The sequence below is a fragment of the Cellulomonas shaoxiangyii genome (genome assembly GCF_004798685.1).
GTDB lineage: Bacteria > Actinomycetota > Actinomycetes > Actinomycetales > Cellulomonadaceae > Cellulomonas > Cellulomonas shaoxiangyii.
Map to the genome: position 1 here is coordinate 3,483,602 of NZ_CP039291.1, position 14,073 is coordinate 3,497,674.

Annotated in this window: 16 protein-coding genes; 8 read left to right on the forward strand and 8 right to left on the reverse strand. The window is 73.9% G+C overall.

The genetic code is table 11. The features are described 5' to 3' along the window. Window positions 1–61: 61 nt before the first annotated feature. Window positions 62–610, reverse strand: coding sequence for a cysteine hydrolase family protein (locus E5225_RS15555; RefSeq protein ID WP_135972036.1), 549 nt, complete (start codon window positions 608–610; stop codon window positions 62–64). Next, complete coding sequence (locus E5225_RS15560; protein ID WP_135972037.1) at window positions 607–2,127, reverse strand: purine-cytosine permease family protein; 1,521 nt, start codon at window positions 2,125–2,127, stop codon at window positions 607–609. Before E5225_RS15560 ends, E5225_RS15555 begins: the two co-directional genes overlap by 4 nt. A 227-nt stretch (window positions 2,128–2,354) precedes the next feature. On the opposite strand from E5225_RS15560, the gene E5225_RS15565 reads away from it, so the two are divergent. Next, entirely contained in the window at window positions 2,355–2,921 is a 567-nt protein-coding gene (locus E5225_RS15565; RefSeq protein WP_135972038.1) for a dihydrofolate reductase family protein, read from the forward strand. A 72-nt stretch (window positions 2,922–2,993) separates the two neighbouring features. After that, a complete protein-coding gene (locus E5225_RS15570; RefSeq protein ID WP_135972039.1) occupies window positions 2,994–3,350 on the forward strand; it encodes an iron chaperone in 357 nt (118 codons plus the stop codon). 69 nt (window positions 3,351–3,419) lie between these two features. On the opposite strand, the gene E5225_RS15575 is transcribed toward E5225_RS15570, so the two are convergent. After that, entirely contained in the window at window positions 3,420–4,109 is a 690-nt protein-coding gene (locus E5225_RS15575) for an SDR family oxidoreductase (protein ID WP_208012437.1), read from the reverse strand. Window positions 4,110–4,179: 70 nt separating this feature from the next. On the opposite strand from E5225_RS15575, the gene E5225_RS15580 reads away from it, so the two are divergent. From E5225_RS15580 to E5225_RS15590, 3 genes are all read left to right on the forward strand, one after another. Continuing rightward, the gene (locus E5225_RS15580) at window positions 4,180–4,572 is read left to right on the forward strand and encodes a MerR family transcriptional regulator (protein ID WP_135972041.1); all 393 of its coding nucleotides are present in this window, start codon (window positions 4,180–4,182) and stop codon (window positions 4,570–4,572) included. 226 nt (window positions 4,573–4,798) lie between these two features. Further along, window positions 4,799–5,332, forward strand: a complete 534-nt coding sequence (locus E5225_RS15585) for a GNAT family N-acetyltransferase (protein ID WP_208012438.1) — start codon at window positions 4,799–4,801, stop codon at window positions 5,330–5,332. A gap of 222 nt (window positions 5,333–5,554) precedes the next feature. Continuing rightward, complete coding sequence (locus E5225_RS15590; RefSeq protein ID WP_243738052.1) at window positions 5,555–7,180, forward strand: cellulase family glycosylhydrolase; 1,626 nt, start codon at window positions 5,555–5,557, stop codon at window positions 7,178–7,180. A gap of 199 nt (window positions 7,181–7,379) precedes the next feature. Here the strand turns inward: E5225_RS15590 and E5225_RS15595 are convergent, their stop codons facing one another. The 4 genes from E5225_RS15595 to E5225_RS15610 form a co-directional block, all read right to left on the reverse strand. Further along, entirely contained in the window at window positions 7,380–8,234 is an 855-nt protein-coding gene (locus tag E5225_RS15595) for a hypothetical protein (protein WP_208012439.1), read from the reverse strand. 147 nt (window positions 8,235–8,381) lie between these two features. Further along, window positions 8,382–8,813, reverse strand: a complete 432-nt coding sequence (locus tag E5225_RS15600; protein WP_243738053.1) for a hypothetical protein — start codon at window positions 8,811–8,813, stop codon at window positions 8,382–8,384. A 46-nt stretch (window positions 8,814–8,859) separates the two neighbouring features. Continuing rightward, on the reverse strand, window positions 8,860–9,543 hold the full coding sequence (locus E5225_RS15605) for a 4a-hydroxytetrahydrobiopterin dehydratase (RefSeq protein WP_135972043.1): 684 nt from the start codon (window positions 9,541–9,543) through the stop codon (window positions 8,860–8,862). A gap of 70 nt (window positions 9,544–9,613) precedes the next feature. Next, window positions 9,614–10,141, reverse strand: a complete 528-nt coding sequence (locus E5225_RS15610; RefSeq protein ID WP_135972044.1) for an Rv0361 family membrane protein — start codon at window positions 10,139–10,141, stop codon at window positions 9,614–9,616. A gap of 187 nt (window positions 10,142–10,328) precedes the next feature. On the opposite strand from E5225_RS15610, the gene E5225_RS15615 reads away from it, so the two are divergent. Together E5225_RS15615 and E5225_RS15620 are read left to right on the forward strand one after the other, a co-directional pair. Further along, window positions 10,329–11,222 carry a hypothetical protein gene (locus tag E5225_RS15615; RefSeq protein WP_135972045.1) on the forward strand — a complete coding sequence of 298 codons (894 nt, stop codon included), beginning with the start codon at window positions 10,329–10,331 and terminating at the stop codon, window positions 11,220–11,222. Between the two features lie 13 nt (window positions 11,223–11,235). Next, window positions 11,236–11,928 carry a hypothetical protein gene (locus tag E5225_RS15620; protein ID WP_135972046.1) on the forward strand — a complete coding sequence of 231 codons (693 nt, stop codon included), beginning with the start codon at window positions 11,236–11,238 and terminating at the stop codon, window positions 11,926–11,928. 74 nt (window positions 11,929–12,002) lie between these two features. Here E5225_RS15620 and E5225_RS18165 read toward each other — a convergent pair whose 3' ends face one another. Further along, entirely contained in the window at window positions 12,003–12,974 is a 972-nt protein-coding gene (locus tag E5225_RS18165) for a cold-shock protein (protein ID WP_135972047.1), read from the reverse strand. A gap of 172 nt (window positions 12,975–13,146) precedes the next feature. Here E5225_RS18165 and E5225_RS15630 point away from each other — a divergent pair, with 172 nt between their 5' ends. Further along, window positions 13,147–13,953 (forward strand): Nif3-like dinuclear metal center hexameric protein, encoded by an 807-nt coding sequence (locus E5225_RS15630; protein ID WP_135972048.1) that lies wholly within the window; start codon window positions 13,147–13,149, stop codon window positions 13,951–13,953. Window positions 13,954–14,073 lie beyond the last annotated feature (120 nt).

Consider the following 14,073-nt stretch of genomic DNA (forward strand, 5'->3'; position numbering starts at 1 on the left):
CTGACCACCGGCTGAACAGTGCGGGTCCGCGGGCGCAGAGCGCTGGTGCCGGGTGGGTGGTTCACGGTCCGGCGAGCACCTCGTCGACCGTCGTGATCTCGATCAGCGGTGCGTAGAGCGCCATCGCGTCGAGTGCGCGGCGGTGGTCGCCCTCGCTGGCGCCGGCGCACGCGTCCGCGACGACGCGCACGTGCACGCCGGCATCGGCCGCGGCGAGCGCCGTGGACAGCACGCAGCAGTCGGTCGACACCCCGGTCAGCACGATCTCGGTGACCCCCGGGAGCGCGGCGGCCGTCGCGGCGTCCCACTTGCCGAAGGTCGGACGGTCCAGGACGACCGCGTCGGCGACGGGCAGGCCGGGGACCAGCTCGTACAGCGGGAGGTTCGCCGGGTCCAGCGCGAACGGCCAGGCCGCGTAGTACGGCCCCCACGCGCCGGCCGGCCGGTCCGGCGGGCGGAACCGGGTCAGTGCCACGCGCCGGCCGAACGCTCCGCGCAGCCGCAGCGTGCCGGCGTGCGCGTCCGCGAACCGCGGCGCGCACCACGGGCTGGTCGGCTCGGCGAAGACCCGCTGGAGGTCGACGGCCACGAGCCAGGGCGCCCCGCTCACGCGACGGGGTCGGGCGTCGTCGACCCGGCGGGCAGCGGCCGGCCGGTGGACGGCCGGGCCTCCTGCGCTCGCACCGCGCGACGGCTGAGCAGCAGCGTCCCGACGAAGCCGAGCGCCAGGGCCACGAGGACCCCCAGGTTCGCGTACGCCCACGCGCCCTCACGCCCGCCCAGGCCGAACGGCGCGAGCAGGTAGCCCTGCCAGGAGAGCCAGCCCGCCGAACCGTTCGTCACCAGGCCCCAGCCGAGCACCGAGCCCAGCACGACGAGCGCCACCGGGACGAGCCGCACGGAGCCGTAGCGGCCCCGCGGGTCGAACAGGTCCGGCGCGTCGTACCCGCTGCGCCGCAGGGCGACGTCGGCGACGAACACGCCGCACCACGCCGCGATCGGGACGCCGAGGGTGATGAGGAAGCCCTGGAACGGTCCGAGGAAGTCCGCGGCGAAGAACACCACGTAGACCGCGCCGAGGATCATCAGCACCCCGTCGATCCCGGCAGCGACGGGCCGCGGGACCCGCACCCCGACGCTCAGCAGCGCGAGCCCCGAGGAGTAGATGTCGAGCACGGCTCCCCCGATCAGGCCGAGGACGGCCACGACCGCGAACGGCACGAGGAACCACGTGGGCAGCAGCAGCGCGAGGGCGCCGATCGGGTCGGCGGCGATCGCGGCGTTGAGGTCGGGCGAGGAGCCGGCCAGCAGCAGCCCGAAGACCAGCAGCAGGAGCGGGGCGAGCGACGCACCGAACGTGGTCCACCCGACCACCCCGGCGCTCGAGGACCGCGCCGGCAGGTAGCGGGAGTAGTCGGCCGCCGCGTTCACCCACCCGAGGCCGAAGCCCGTCATCATGAACACGAAGGCGCCGACGACCTGGGGCGCGCTGCCGGCGGGGATGGCGGTCACGGTGCCGAGGTCGATCGTGTCGAGCACGAGCACCGCGTAGACGACCGTCAGCACGCCGGTGACGACCGTGATCCACTTCTGCAGCCGCATGATGAACTCGAAGCCGAGCACGCCGCCGACGATGATCAGCGCGGCGACCACCGCCAGCGCGAGCAGCCGCGTCGCGGTCCCCGAGGCCCAGCCGAGCGCGCTGAACACGGTCGCGGTCGCGAGCACGGCCAGGGAGGCGAGGACCGTCTCCCAGCCGACGGTCAGCAGCCAGGACAGCGCTGAGGGCAGCCGGTTGCCGTTGACCCCGAACGCCGCCCGGCTCAGCGTCATCGTCGGCGCGTGGCCGCGCTTGCCCGCCAGCGCGACGAACCCGCAGAAGAGGAAGGACACGACGATGCCGACGACACCGACCACCGTGGCCTGCGCGAACGAGATCCCGAAGTCGAGCAGGAACGAGCCGTAGGCGATCCCCAGCACGGAGACGTTCGCCGCGAACCACGGCCAGAACAGGTCACGCGGCCGGCCCTTGTGCTCGGCCTCCTCGATCGCGTTGATGCCGTTGAGCTCGATCCCGCCCGGTGCTGCCTCGGACGGAGCGGGAGGGACCAGCGGTGGGGCGCCCATGAGTGCCTCGTCTCGCGCCGTCGGGGAGGCCTGGGCGGGGCTGACCAGGCCGTGCACGCGGAAACTAGGTCGCGGCGCGGGCGGTGTCAACGGCTCGCACCGTGCCCGCGCCGTGGCGGACAGGTCCGACTGCGCTGACGCCCGGCAGGGCGCTCCTGCGTGCCGTCTCTTGCCCGTGCCTGCGTGCCGCTGCGAGCCTGGAAGTCCCCGTCCCGCCGGAGGCACTCGTGGGCAAGCTGATCTACGCAGCCAACACCTCGCTCGACGGCTACCTGGAGGACGAGACCGGCGCCTTCGACTGGTCGGTGCCCGACGAGGAGGTGCACGCGTTCTGGAACGAGCACGAGCGGGGCGTCGGCACGTCGCTCTACGGCCGCCGCATGTACGAGACGATGCGCGTCTGGGAGGACGACGACTGGCTGGCGGACGAGCCGGCCGTCGTCCGCGAGTACGCGGGGATCTGGCGCGACGCGGACAAGGTCGTCTACTCCACGACGCTCGACGCGGTGTCGACGGCGCGGACGAGGATCGAGCGGCAGTTCGACCCCGTGGCGGTGCGACGGCTCAAGGAGGAGTCGAGCGCGGACCTGAGCGTCGGGGGCGCGGCCCTCGGGGCCGAGGCGTTCCGGCACGGGCTGGTCGACGAGTGCGTCCTGCTGCTGTGCCCGGTGATCGTGGGCGGCGGCAAGCCGGCGCTGCCGCGGGGCGTCCGGGTCGACCTGGAGCTGCTGGACACCCGGCGGTTCGGCAACGGCGTGATCTACGTGCGCCACGCGGTGCGCAGCGCCGGCTGACGCCGTGCACGAGGCGGGACCCGTCGATCGACCGGGCCGTCCTGATCCGATCTGCAGAAGGAGACGCAAGCCATGACGACGCCAGCCGACCACGACGCCTACATCGCCGCGGCGCCGGAGCCCTTCCAGCCCACGCTGAGGCGGTTGCGCGAGGTCCTCGCCCGCGTCCTGCCGGAGGCGGAGCAGATCGTGGCCTACGACATGCCGGGGTTCCGGATCGGCGACGCGGTCGTCGCGAGCTACGCGGCCTTCAGCAAGCAGTGCGGGCTGTACCTGCGCCCGCACGCCCTCTCCGAGCACGCCGACGAGATCGCGGCCGCCGGGCTGAAGGCGACCAAGACGGGCATCACCTTCTCGCCGCGTCGCCCCGTCCCGGACGACCTCGTCGAACGGCTGGCGCGGACGTCCCGGGAGGATGCCGGGGCGTGAGTGCCCCGTCCGTGAGCGAGAGCGCGTGGGAGGCGCCGTCCCGGTCGTCCGGGCAACGCGGCGGACGGTTCAGGCCGCCAGGTAGCGGGCGTAGAACGTGCGGGGGTCCTCGGCCAGCGAGGCCTTGACCGTCGCGCTCCACTCGTCGACGACGACCTCGAGGTCGCCGGCCTCGACCGCGTCCAACGTCCTGCGCACGACCACGGCCGGGTCCGTCTTCGGCCCCTGGAGCGCCCTGACCATGTCCGTGTCCGCCAGGCCCAGGTGGACGGAGGTGACCTGCGTGCCCTGCTCGGCGAGCTCCAGACGCAGCGCGTTGCTCATGTTCCAGTTCGCGGCCTTGGACACCGCGTACGCACCGGCGCCCGGAGCGGCGAACCAGGACAGCGCGGAGGCGATGTTGACGACCGTCCCGCCGCCGTTGGCCGCGAGGACGGGCGCGAAGGCGCGGACCATCGCGAGCGTGCCCCAGAAGTTCACGTCCAGCTCGGCGCGCACGCCCTCCAGGTCGCCGAGCAGCTGGGCCCCGGTGGAGATGCCGGCGTTGTTGACCAGCAGGTCGACGTCGCCGGCCAGCGCGGCGGCTGCGGCGACGGCGTCGGGGTCGGTGATGTCCAGGGCGATGGGCCGGACGCCGGGCACGTCGATCGCCTCGGGTCGGCGGGCGCCGGCGTAGACCGTCGCGCCCCGGGCGACCAGCTCGGCGGCGAAGTGGCGGCCGAGGCCGCGGTTGGCTCCTGTGACGAGTGCGGTAGTCATGGCCGGTACGCTAGAACCTGACGTCGACGTCAGAGGCAAGGGCTCGGACCGATCGACTTTGGGGGAACGGGTGCGCATCGGGGAGGTCGCCGCACGGGCGGGCGTCAGCGTGCGGGCGCTGCGCTACTACGAGGAGCACGGTCTGCTGGCCGCCGAGCGCAGCGCCAGCGGGCAGCGCCACTACCCGCCGGAGGCGGTCGACCGGGTCAGGTTCATCCAGAACCTCTACGCCGCCGGGCTGGGCAGCAAGGCCGTCCTGCGGATCCTGCCGTGCATGGAGCACGGCGTCCTCACCGACGAGATGCACGAGCGGCTGCTGGCCGAGCGCGCGCGCGTGCAAGCCCAGCTGGACGAGCTGACCGCCACGCGCGACAAGCTCGACGACGTCATCCGGGCGGGGCAGGCCCACCGCGCGGGCCGCACGCAGGCCGCCGGCCGAAGCGGCCGCGCGAACGCCTCGTGAGGCACGCTCCCGTCCCGGGAGGCTGACGCGGGCGTGCTCGCCCGTGCCGGACGTCGGGGCGCGGGCGACTCAGGGGTTGGCGGTGACCAGACGCATGGCGCCGGCGCACTCGGCCTGCGCACCTCGGCGTCGCCCGGAGCAAGGGCGTCGACGACGCGATCGATTCGTCGGGAACCGGGTCGGTTCGTCGGGACGAGCGGGCGGTGGCCGTGCGAGGCTCGCGGTCATGGCCGGTGGGGCGCAGGGCCGCGACGTCGTGCTCACGACGGACCGCCTGCTGCTGCGACCCTGGCGGGTGGCCGACGCCGTCGTCCAGCGTGAGCTCTGGACCGAACGTGATCGACGAGTGCCGCCGCACCGACGGATCGACGCGGACGGCCGCCCCACGGTCGCCGACCTGGAGAAGAAGATCCGCACGGAACGCCCGTCGTCCCTCGGCCTGCTCGCGGTCGAGCGGAAGGACGCCGGGGACGTCATCGGCTACTGCGGGCTCATCGACAGCGGACGGGGTGCGAGCGGGGAGCCGGAGCTGGCGTTCGAGCTGCTCCGCCGGGTCTGGGGTCAGGGGTACGCGACCGAGGCCTCGCTCCAGGTTCTGCACTGGGCGGAGAGCTCCGGGTACGAGCGTCTGTGGGCCACGGTCCGGGAGTGGAACACCGCTTCTCGCCGGGTGCTGGCCAAGGTCGGGTTCACCGAGACCGGGCGCGAGGAAGCGGATCCGGTCCACGGGACGACCGTGTTCTTGACGAGACGGCTCTGAAGAACGATGCGTGGCTCAGCGCCCAGGAGGAGCCCGACCTCCTCGACCAGGTGGACTGAGCCGGCGGCACCGGCACGCCGGGACCCTCTCGTCGACCGTCGCGGATCCCCGAGGTGAAGCGCTTCGATGGGGTGTGTGGCCCACGTCGGTCTGGTGTGCTGGCCAGCCCGCCCCCGGGCCACCACGGCCGGGACCGACCCGTTCCGAAAGAGGGAGCCACCCGTGCGCTCACTACGCAAGGTGCTGACCGCGACCGCGGCAGCCGTCGTCGCCGTCGTCGGCTCGATCGCGGTCACCGACACGGCGAGCGCCGCCGCCGGCTGCCGGGTCGACTACACCGTCGCCAGCCAGTGGCAGGGCGGCTTCAACGCCAGCGTGCAGGTGACCAACCTCGGCGACCCGGTGACCGCGTGGGACCTGCGCTTCTCCTTCGGCGCGGGCCAGACCGTCAACCAGCTGTGGAACGGCACCGTCACCCAGTCCGGCGCGGCGGTCACCGTGCGCAACGCCCCGTACAACGGGACCCTGCCCACCAACGGCACCGCGTCGTTCGGCTTCATCGGCACGTCCGCCGGGAGCAACCCGGCGCCGACGACGTTCACGCTCAACGGCGTCACGTGCACCGGGCGCCCGGTCACCCCGACCAGCTCGCCGACGACGTCGCCGACGTCCACGCCGACCCAGTCGCCCCGGCCGACGTCCACCCCGTCCCCCACACGTACGCCCACACCCACGCCGACGCCCACCACCGGACCGATCACGGTCGGCGCCACGCAGCTCGTCGCCGACATGGGCAGGGGCTGGAACCTGGGCAACCAGCTGGAGGCCAACGTCAACGGGGTGCCCGGCGAGACGGCGTGGGGCAACCCGGTCGTCACGGGCGCGCTCCTCGACCGGGTCAAGGCCGCGGGCTTCCGGACCGTCCGCATCCCGGTGTCCTACCTCGGCACGATCGGCTCGGCGCCGAGCTACACGGTGGACGCCGCCTGGCTCGGCCGGATCCGGCAGGTCGTGGACCTGGCCTACGACCGCGGCCTGCACGTGATCATCAACATGCACGGCGACGGCTACAAGAGCGTCGGCGGGGCCTGGCTCATCTGCGACGCGTCGGGGCAGGAGCAGATCCGGGACAAGTACCAGAAGGTCTGGCAGCAGGTCGCGTCGACGTTCCAGGGCTACGGCGGCCGGCTGATCTTCGAGTCCATGAACGAGAACTTCGACGGGCAGTACGGCGCACCCACCCAGCCCTGCTACTCCAACATCAACGCGTACAACCAGATCTTCGTCGACACGGTGCGCCGGACCGGCGGCAACAACACGTCCCGGTGGCTGCTCGTGCCGGGCTGGAACACGAACATCGACTACACCGCCGGCAATTACGGCTTCGTCATCCCCACCGACCAGTACCGGTCGACGGCGATCCCGAGCAACGAGCGGCGCCTCATGATCTCCGCGCACTACTACGACCCGTGGGACTTCACCGGTACGGAGAGCGGCGCCGTCACGCAGTGGGGGCCGAACGCGACCGACCCGGCGCGGACTGCGACGTGGGGTCAGCAGGACTTCATGGATTCGCAGCTCAAGAAGATGCACGACACGTTCACCGTGAACGGGTACCCGGTGCTCATCGGCGAGTACGGCTCGATCGACAAGACGGCCTTCGACGCCTCGAACAACCGGTACCGCGCCGACTACGCGCGGGCCCTCGTCGCCACGGCGGCGAAGTACGGCATCGCCACCGCCTACTGGGACAACGGGTACAACGGCCAGTACGGGTTCGCGCTGTTCGACCGGCAGACCGCGACGGTGACGCAGCAGGGCATCATCGACGCGATCATGGGCCGCTGACCGGGCCGCCGCCGCGGGCGTCACGACGCTCGCGGCGGCGCCCGCGTCCGCATCTCGAGATGGAGCGCTCGCGAGACCGGGGTCGGCATGCTCACCGGCGCTGAACAAGCCGCCGGCCCCGGTCTCGTCGACACCTCCCCCGATGGATGGACACGTCGGCACGGGAGTTCGTGGGGCACCTGGGGACCCCGGCACCGGACTACCCGGCCATGACGGTCGGCCGGGCGGGGCCACGATCAGCAGTCGGGCGCGGGCCGTCGTCGTACGAACGCGGAAGGAGTCGGACGGCCGCATGCGTGCTGGCCGTGACACCGAGGCCCAGCGCCGCCAGCACCTGCACGACCTCCCCGGCGGCGAGCGAGCCGTGCCGCTCGAGCCGCAGGTGGACGCGACCGTGGACCCGCTCAGCCCGGTGGAAGGCCAGGATCGTCGTCGAGACGGTCGTGTGACGGGGGAACCGGGCACGGGCCGCCGCCTCGTCGTCGTGCTCCAGCAGCACGAGGTCGCCACCGGCCAGCTCGGCGCGCAGCGCGTCAGCACGCCAGTGCACCGGCGCGTCGACCTCGCCGGTCACGTGCCGGGAGCGGTTCGCCGACGAGATGACGAGCAGACCGACGGCGTCCGACGCCTCCGCCAGGAACCGCTGCGACGGGCACGCGTCGCCCGGGACGATGACCTGGGTCGTGGTCGTCGAGCCGTCCTGCGCGGTCAGACCCGGCGGTACGTGCGTGGCCGCAGGTCCGCGGAACCCGAACGGGCCGAGCGTCGAGCAGGCGTCGACGACGTCGGCGACCAGGCTCGGCGACACACCGGGCGGCAGTGCCGACAGGTCGAACGCGTCGAGCACCCGTCCCGACGGCGCGGTCAGGCTGCCCGTCTGGTCGTGGGGCCGCCCCTTGAGGGCGTTGAGCCGCCCGACCGCGTCGCCGCGCGCGGTCAGGGCGTAGATGTTGCCGAACCCGTGCGCGACGGGGCGGCCTTCCGCGAGGAGCCTCGCCGCGTGCGCGACGTCGTCGGTGCGGTCGAGGACGAGACGTGCGTGGTTGGCGGACATGTGGGCCTCCGGGAGCTCCCTGATAGGACCCCGCAGCCGCGTGCCGAATACCGATCGGGCCCCACCAACGGTGCGACCAGCGCCACCACCCTGCACCGGGCCGCGGACGCGCTCCGGGCCACGCCGATCGCGTTCACAGGGCCGCGCTCACGTCTTTGCCGCGTCGCCCACCTCGTGGCCGCGGCCGCCGTCGGCGGCGGGCACCGTCAGCGTCATCACGCGGTCGACGAAGAGGCACGTGATCCGGTAGTCCGGGCGCTGCCGCAGGCCCTGCTCCCAGTCCTTGCGGTGGTGGATGTTCGGCAGCTCGTCGACGGTCCCGTACTGGGCCCAGGCGACGGCGGTGTCACCGTCCAGGACGAGCGCCGCGTGCGTGCGGCCCGCCAGCACCAGCCGACGCTTGAACTCGCGGTGGCCGAGCGCCCTGCGCTCCTCGACGGGGTCCGGGTACAGGTGGAAGTAGGTGCACCAGCACCCTCCCCACACGCCGTTGTGCCGCTCCGCCAGACCCGCGAACGCGTCCCAGGTCCGTGCGTCGAGCGGTTCGATCCGGTAGCCGTCGCCGGCCACGGTGCCCATTCTCGCGAACGTACGCGCGCGCTCATCGCGCGACAACCCCCTCGGGTCACGCGACGCAGACGACTCCCGTGTTGCCGTCCTGGTCGGCGATCACCGTGAGCGACGGTGCGCTGCTGTCGTCGACGACGGTCCCACCGGCGGCGACGGCGGCGGCGATCCGTCGCTCGACCACCTCGGCCGGCACGTAGACCTCGACGTGGAACCGCTGGCGCGGGGCCTCCCCCTCGTCCAGGTCCCCGAACCACAGGTTCGGCACCCGTCCTCCGGCGTCCCGGACCTCGTCGCTCGGCGACCCGCGGCCCTGGGACGAGGCGTCGCCGGTCAGCAGGGCGGCCCACACGGGGGCGATGGTCGCGGGGCGCGCCGTGTCGAGGCCGAGCTCGAGGACGCTCACCGACGCCGGGTCGGCGTCGAGCCCGTGCTCGGCGGCGACCGCGGTGATCCGCCGGGCGAGGTCGACGTCCTTCCGGGTCACCCACTCGACGACGTGCTCGGTGGCCCCGTCGCGGTAGACGGCGTCCGCGCTGACGAGCTCGAGGTCGACGTACCCCGTGCCGATCGACACGCTCGGGTGGTGTCCGAGCGCGTCCCCCACCTCCCCCACCGCGACGACGAAGCGAGCACCGCTCCCGAAGTCGTCGACCAGGTAGCGGGCGTGCAGCCCCTGGGCCAGCTTGCGCCAGTCGGTCAGGCCGGCCTCGGTGATCTCGCGGCCCGTCAGCATCTCCATGGCCCGTCACCCCATCCGTGATCCAGCTGCTGGCTCGTGCTCATCGGTCCGCCCCCGTCCGCGTGCTGGTTCAGCGGGTGCCGGGCGTCGGCTCCGGCTCGTCACCCGCCGGTGCGCACACCGTCCAGCGCCCCTCCTCGATCCGGAACCACAGCGTCGTGTCCGGCTGGCCCGGACGCGACACCACGGCGCTCGCGACGTCTCCCGTCACCCGCACGTCCGACGCCTCGACCGGGCGGCTGTCGGCGCCGCCCTCCTCCGTGCCGCCGGCGTCGGGGTCGTAGTCGTCGTCCTCGAGGATGCCCTCGGCCTCCTCCTCGCAGAGCAGCGCCACGATGTCCGAGAGGTTCTCGCGGTCCACGGCACGGGCGAACTGCGTGACGAGCTCCTGGATCCGCGCCTCCTCGCTCGGGGGCCGGGTCGCGAGGACGTAGGCGACCACCACCCCCGCGACGACGACCGCGACGGCAACCACGAGCGCCACGACGCGCCCGCGACGTCCGGCGCGCGCACCCCCGCCAGGGGCCGGGTCGACCCCGGGCGGCGGCGGGGTGGGGCCCGCGGGCGGCTCGGGCAGCGGCTCGGGCGGGACGGTCATGCGACTCCTCCCCCGGGAACCGGGCCGCGGCGCGCGGCGACCGCCAGCGAACGTACCGGTGCCCGTGAAGCGCTGTCCACGGTCTTGATCCGCGGCGGTCGGCCCTGCCAAAGTCATGAGGATCCGTGACGAAACGGACGGCAGGCCGCCGGGCCGGGAGGTCCGCAGCGGTGCAGAGGGGGCCTCGATGACCCGACGACCCGACGGGCGTCGATCCGTGGCGCGCGTCCTCGTCGCACTGCTGCTCGCCGGGTGGTGCGTCGTCGCCGGGCCACCCGCGACCGCTGCGACACCCGAGGCCCTCTGCCCCGCGCAGGCAGCGGCCGTGGAGTCGGTCACCGCGCGCATCGCCGCGCACAACGCCGCCCCGAGCACCTTCGAGATCCCCGCCCAGGCCGCGCTCGCCGCCGCGTACGACGCCGAGGCCGCCCAGCTCAACGCCGAGGCCACGGTCGTCGACGCGAACTTCGCGGCGTGCGTCGCGGCGATGGGGGCGCTGACCGACGCCCGAGCCGGCTCGCCGGCGATCAAGCCGCCGCCGGCCGAGGTCGAGGCCGACCTCCGGGCCGCGGCCGCGAGCGTCCCGGCGGGGTGGACCCCGCCCCCACCACCGCCCCCCGGGAAGCTCTGGCGCGTGCTGCCGAACTCCCCGGTACGTGGCCTCTACGACGCGCTGCGCCGGAACAACCCGCCGGAGCTCGGCTCCGCGACGCTCCAGGGCAGTCCGCGGCCCGCCGTCGGTGCGCCCGACCCCGCCTACCCGGCCGGCTTGGGGCAGGTGTTCCGCACGAACGCGCGAGGCGGCTCGGCGGCGTCGCCGGACCACGTCCTGCCGCTCGCGGAGCTGGTGCAGATGCCCGGCTTCGCGCGCCTGAGCCCCACGAGCATGTACGTGCTCGCCCGCGCGCCGCTCAACTTCCAGTGGCTGTCGTTCAAGGCGAACACCTCCAAGTCCTCGCGCAGCGTCGCCGGGATGTCGGGCGTCGACCCGGCCTGGCAGTCTCAGCAGGTCACGCTCGAGCAGCAGCTCCGGGCGCGCGTCCAGAGCATCATCGACGAGCTGCTGCGGATCCAGGCATGAGGGGACGGTCGCCATGGCGGGCCTGAGCGGTACCGAGGTCGCCGCGACGCTGCCCGGCTGGGCGACGACGCTCGTCGAGCCCGGGTCGGCGGACGCGGTCCGGCTGCCCGGGCAGTGGCGCGCGGTGCTGGAGGACGACGACCCCGCGCGACGCCGCGACGCCGCCCGCACGCTCTGGAACCCCGACCTCCTCGCGCTGCTCCCGCGGTTCGCCGACGCGCTCACCACCCGGGTGGTCGACGTGCGCACGTGCCTCGTCGACGACCTCCCCGCGCTCGTCTACGTCGCGTCCGCCGACGACGGCTCGCACGTCAGCTGGATCGGGTTCGACCCGCGCAGCTCCCCGGCGGCTCCCCCGCTGTGGGACAGCGCGCCGGCACCGCTGCGGCGCTTCGTGCGCGACGTGCACGCGGGCTTCACGTCGTACACGGGCGAGTCGTTCGGCGTCGTGCGACCGGTCGACATGGCGACGCTCGCGGACCTCGCGGACGAGCCCGACGGCATCCCGGGCTGGGAGGAGGGCGCCGACATCTCCTCGACGCGGCTGCTGCGCTTCACCCGGGACAGCGGCGCGCTGCACTACTGCGCGTCGCCGGACCTGCCGCCCGGCCAGATCGCGCTCGTGTACGAGGGGGACGTCGAGGGCGTCGACGCCGGTCCCGAGCTGGACAGGCTGCTCATGTCGCGCTTCCTGTACCCGGCCTGACGGCCGGCCCGGGCGACCGAGGAGGCCCCGTCGGGGTGCCGCCGGAGCGGGCACGCCCGTCGGGGCCGCCCCGCTCAGACCAGCTCGACGCCGTCCGCCTGCGGTCCCCGGTCGCTCTGGCGCACCTTGAAGCGGACGCGGTCGCCCTCCTCCAGCGGCTCGCCGCCCCGCACCACCGACACGTGCACGAACAGGTCCGGGCCGCCGGCGTCCGGGGTGATGAAGCCGAAGCCGCGGTCCGCGTCGTAGCGGGCGACCACGCCCTCGCCGCCGCGCACCGCACCGCCGGACCCAGCACCGCCGAACCCGGCACCGCCGGAGCCCGACGGCCGGTCCGAGCGACCGCGGGGCGCCGCCGCCGGCGCACGGCGGGGCGCCGAGCCGCGGACGAGCCGCACGTCGAGGGCCTGCGGGCCCCGCTCGCTGTCGGCGACCTCGAACGCCACGCGGTCACCCTCGACCAGCTCGCGCACCCCGGCGGGCAGCGTCCGGGCGTGGACGAAGACGTCCTCGCCGCCGCCGTCGGGGACGATGAACCCGAAGCCCTTGTCCGGGTCGAAGAACGTCACGGTGCCGTCCGCGCCGTCGGACGCCACGGCCGGGGCGGCCTCGGGCCCGAGCGGCAGCAGGTGGTCCGCCTGCGGCCCCTTCTCCCCCGGCACGACGAGGAACGCGACCCGCTGACCCTCGGAGACCACGCCGCCGCCCACGATGGCCGAGCTGTGCACGAAGATCTCGGCGCCGGCGCCGTCGGGGGTGATGAAGCCGTACCCCTTGGCCGGCTCGTACCAGGACACGGTGCCGAGCACGCCGAGCTGTGCGTCGGCGGCCTGCTCGCCCGTGATGCGGACGTGGCGCGCCTGCGGTCCGCGGTCGCCCTCGCCGACCTCGAACTCGACCTCCTGCCCCTCGCGGAGCAGGCGCACACCGCCGTCACGGCCGACGATCTCGGACGCGTGCACGAACAGGTCCTCGGCGTCCTCCCCGAGGTCGAGGAAGCCGAAGCCCCGCTCGGCGTCGAACCAGCGGACAGTCCCCTTGGGCACGGTTGTTGACTCCTTCACGAACGACGGTTGCTGTCTCCTAGTGTCCCTGACGCGCGCAGCGGACTGGTGCCCGCGCGGACGGTCGTCACGTCGACGCCTTCGACCCGCACGACCGTGGTCGTCCGCGGCGCGGGACCCGGGAGCGTCGCCCCCGGTCGTTAGGGTGGCGCGCGTGACGGTGACGGCGCGGCAGGTGGCGGAGCGGATCGGCGCGCACGTGGGGGTGCCGCCGCGGCCGGTGACGGTCGACGGCTTCCTCGCCGGCGACCCGGACGCCCCGATCAGGGGTGTCGCCGTGACGGTGATGGCGACGCTCGACGTGCTGCAGCGCGCGGCCGCGCGGGGGCTCGACCTCGTCGTCACGCACGAGCCGCTCTACTTCGACCACCACGGCAGGTCGGATCCGGTCCTCGCGGCCGAGGCCGACCCGGTGTACGCGGCGAAGTCGGCGTTCGTCGCCGAGCACGGGCTCGTCGTCCTCCACCAGCACGACGCCTGGCACGACCGCCGCCCGGACGGCATCCTCACCGGCACCGCCCGGGCCCTCGGCTGGCTCGACGCCGAGCGGGCGGGCGACCCGGGGGTCTACGACCTGCCGCCCACGACGCTCGGCGAGCTGGCCGCGCACGTCGCGCGCTCCCTCGACGCCCGTGCGCTGCGCTACGTCGGCGACCCCGGCGCGCCCGTGTCCGCCGTCGGCCTGCAGCCCGGGTTCCTGGGGTTCGAGAAGAACCGGCACCTGCTCGCCCGGCCGGACGTCGACGTGATCGTCATCGGCGAGGGCCACGAGTGGGAGACGGGCGAGTACGCCGCCGACGCGGTCACCGCGGGCGTGTGCGCCGGCGTCGTGGTGGTGGGCCACACGCCGTCGGAGCAGGAGGGCATGGCCGAGTACGCCCGCCGGCTGACCGATCTCGTGCCCGAGGTCCCCGTCGAGCTCGTCGCCGCCGCCGACCACTACCGGACCGTCTCGGTCTAGGCACGCACCGCCGTCAGCGGGTGTCGAGATGCACGATGGTTCGACTGAACGGCGTCGATGGTCCGACTACCAAGCCAGCCGGCAGCAGGTCAGGTCCGTCCGCGCGGCGTCCCCGCCAGA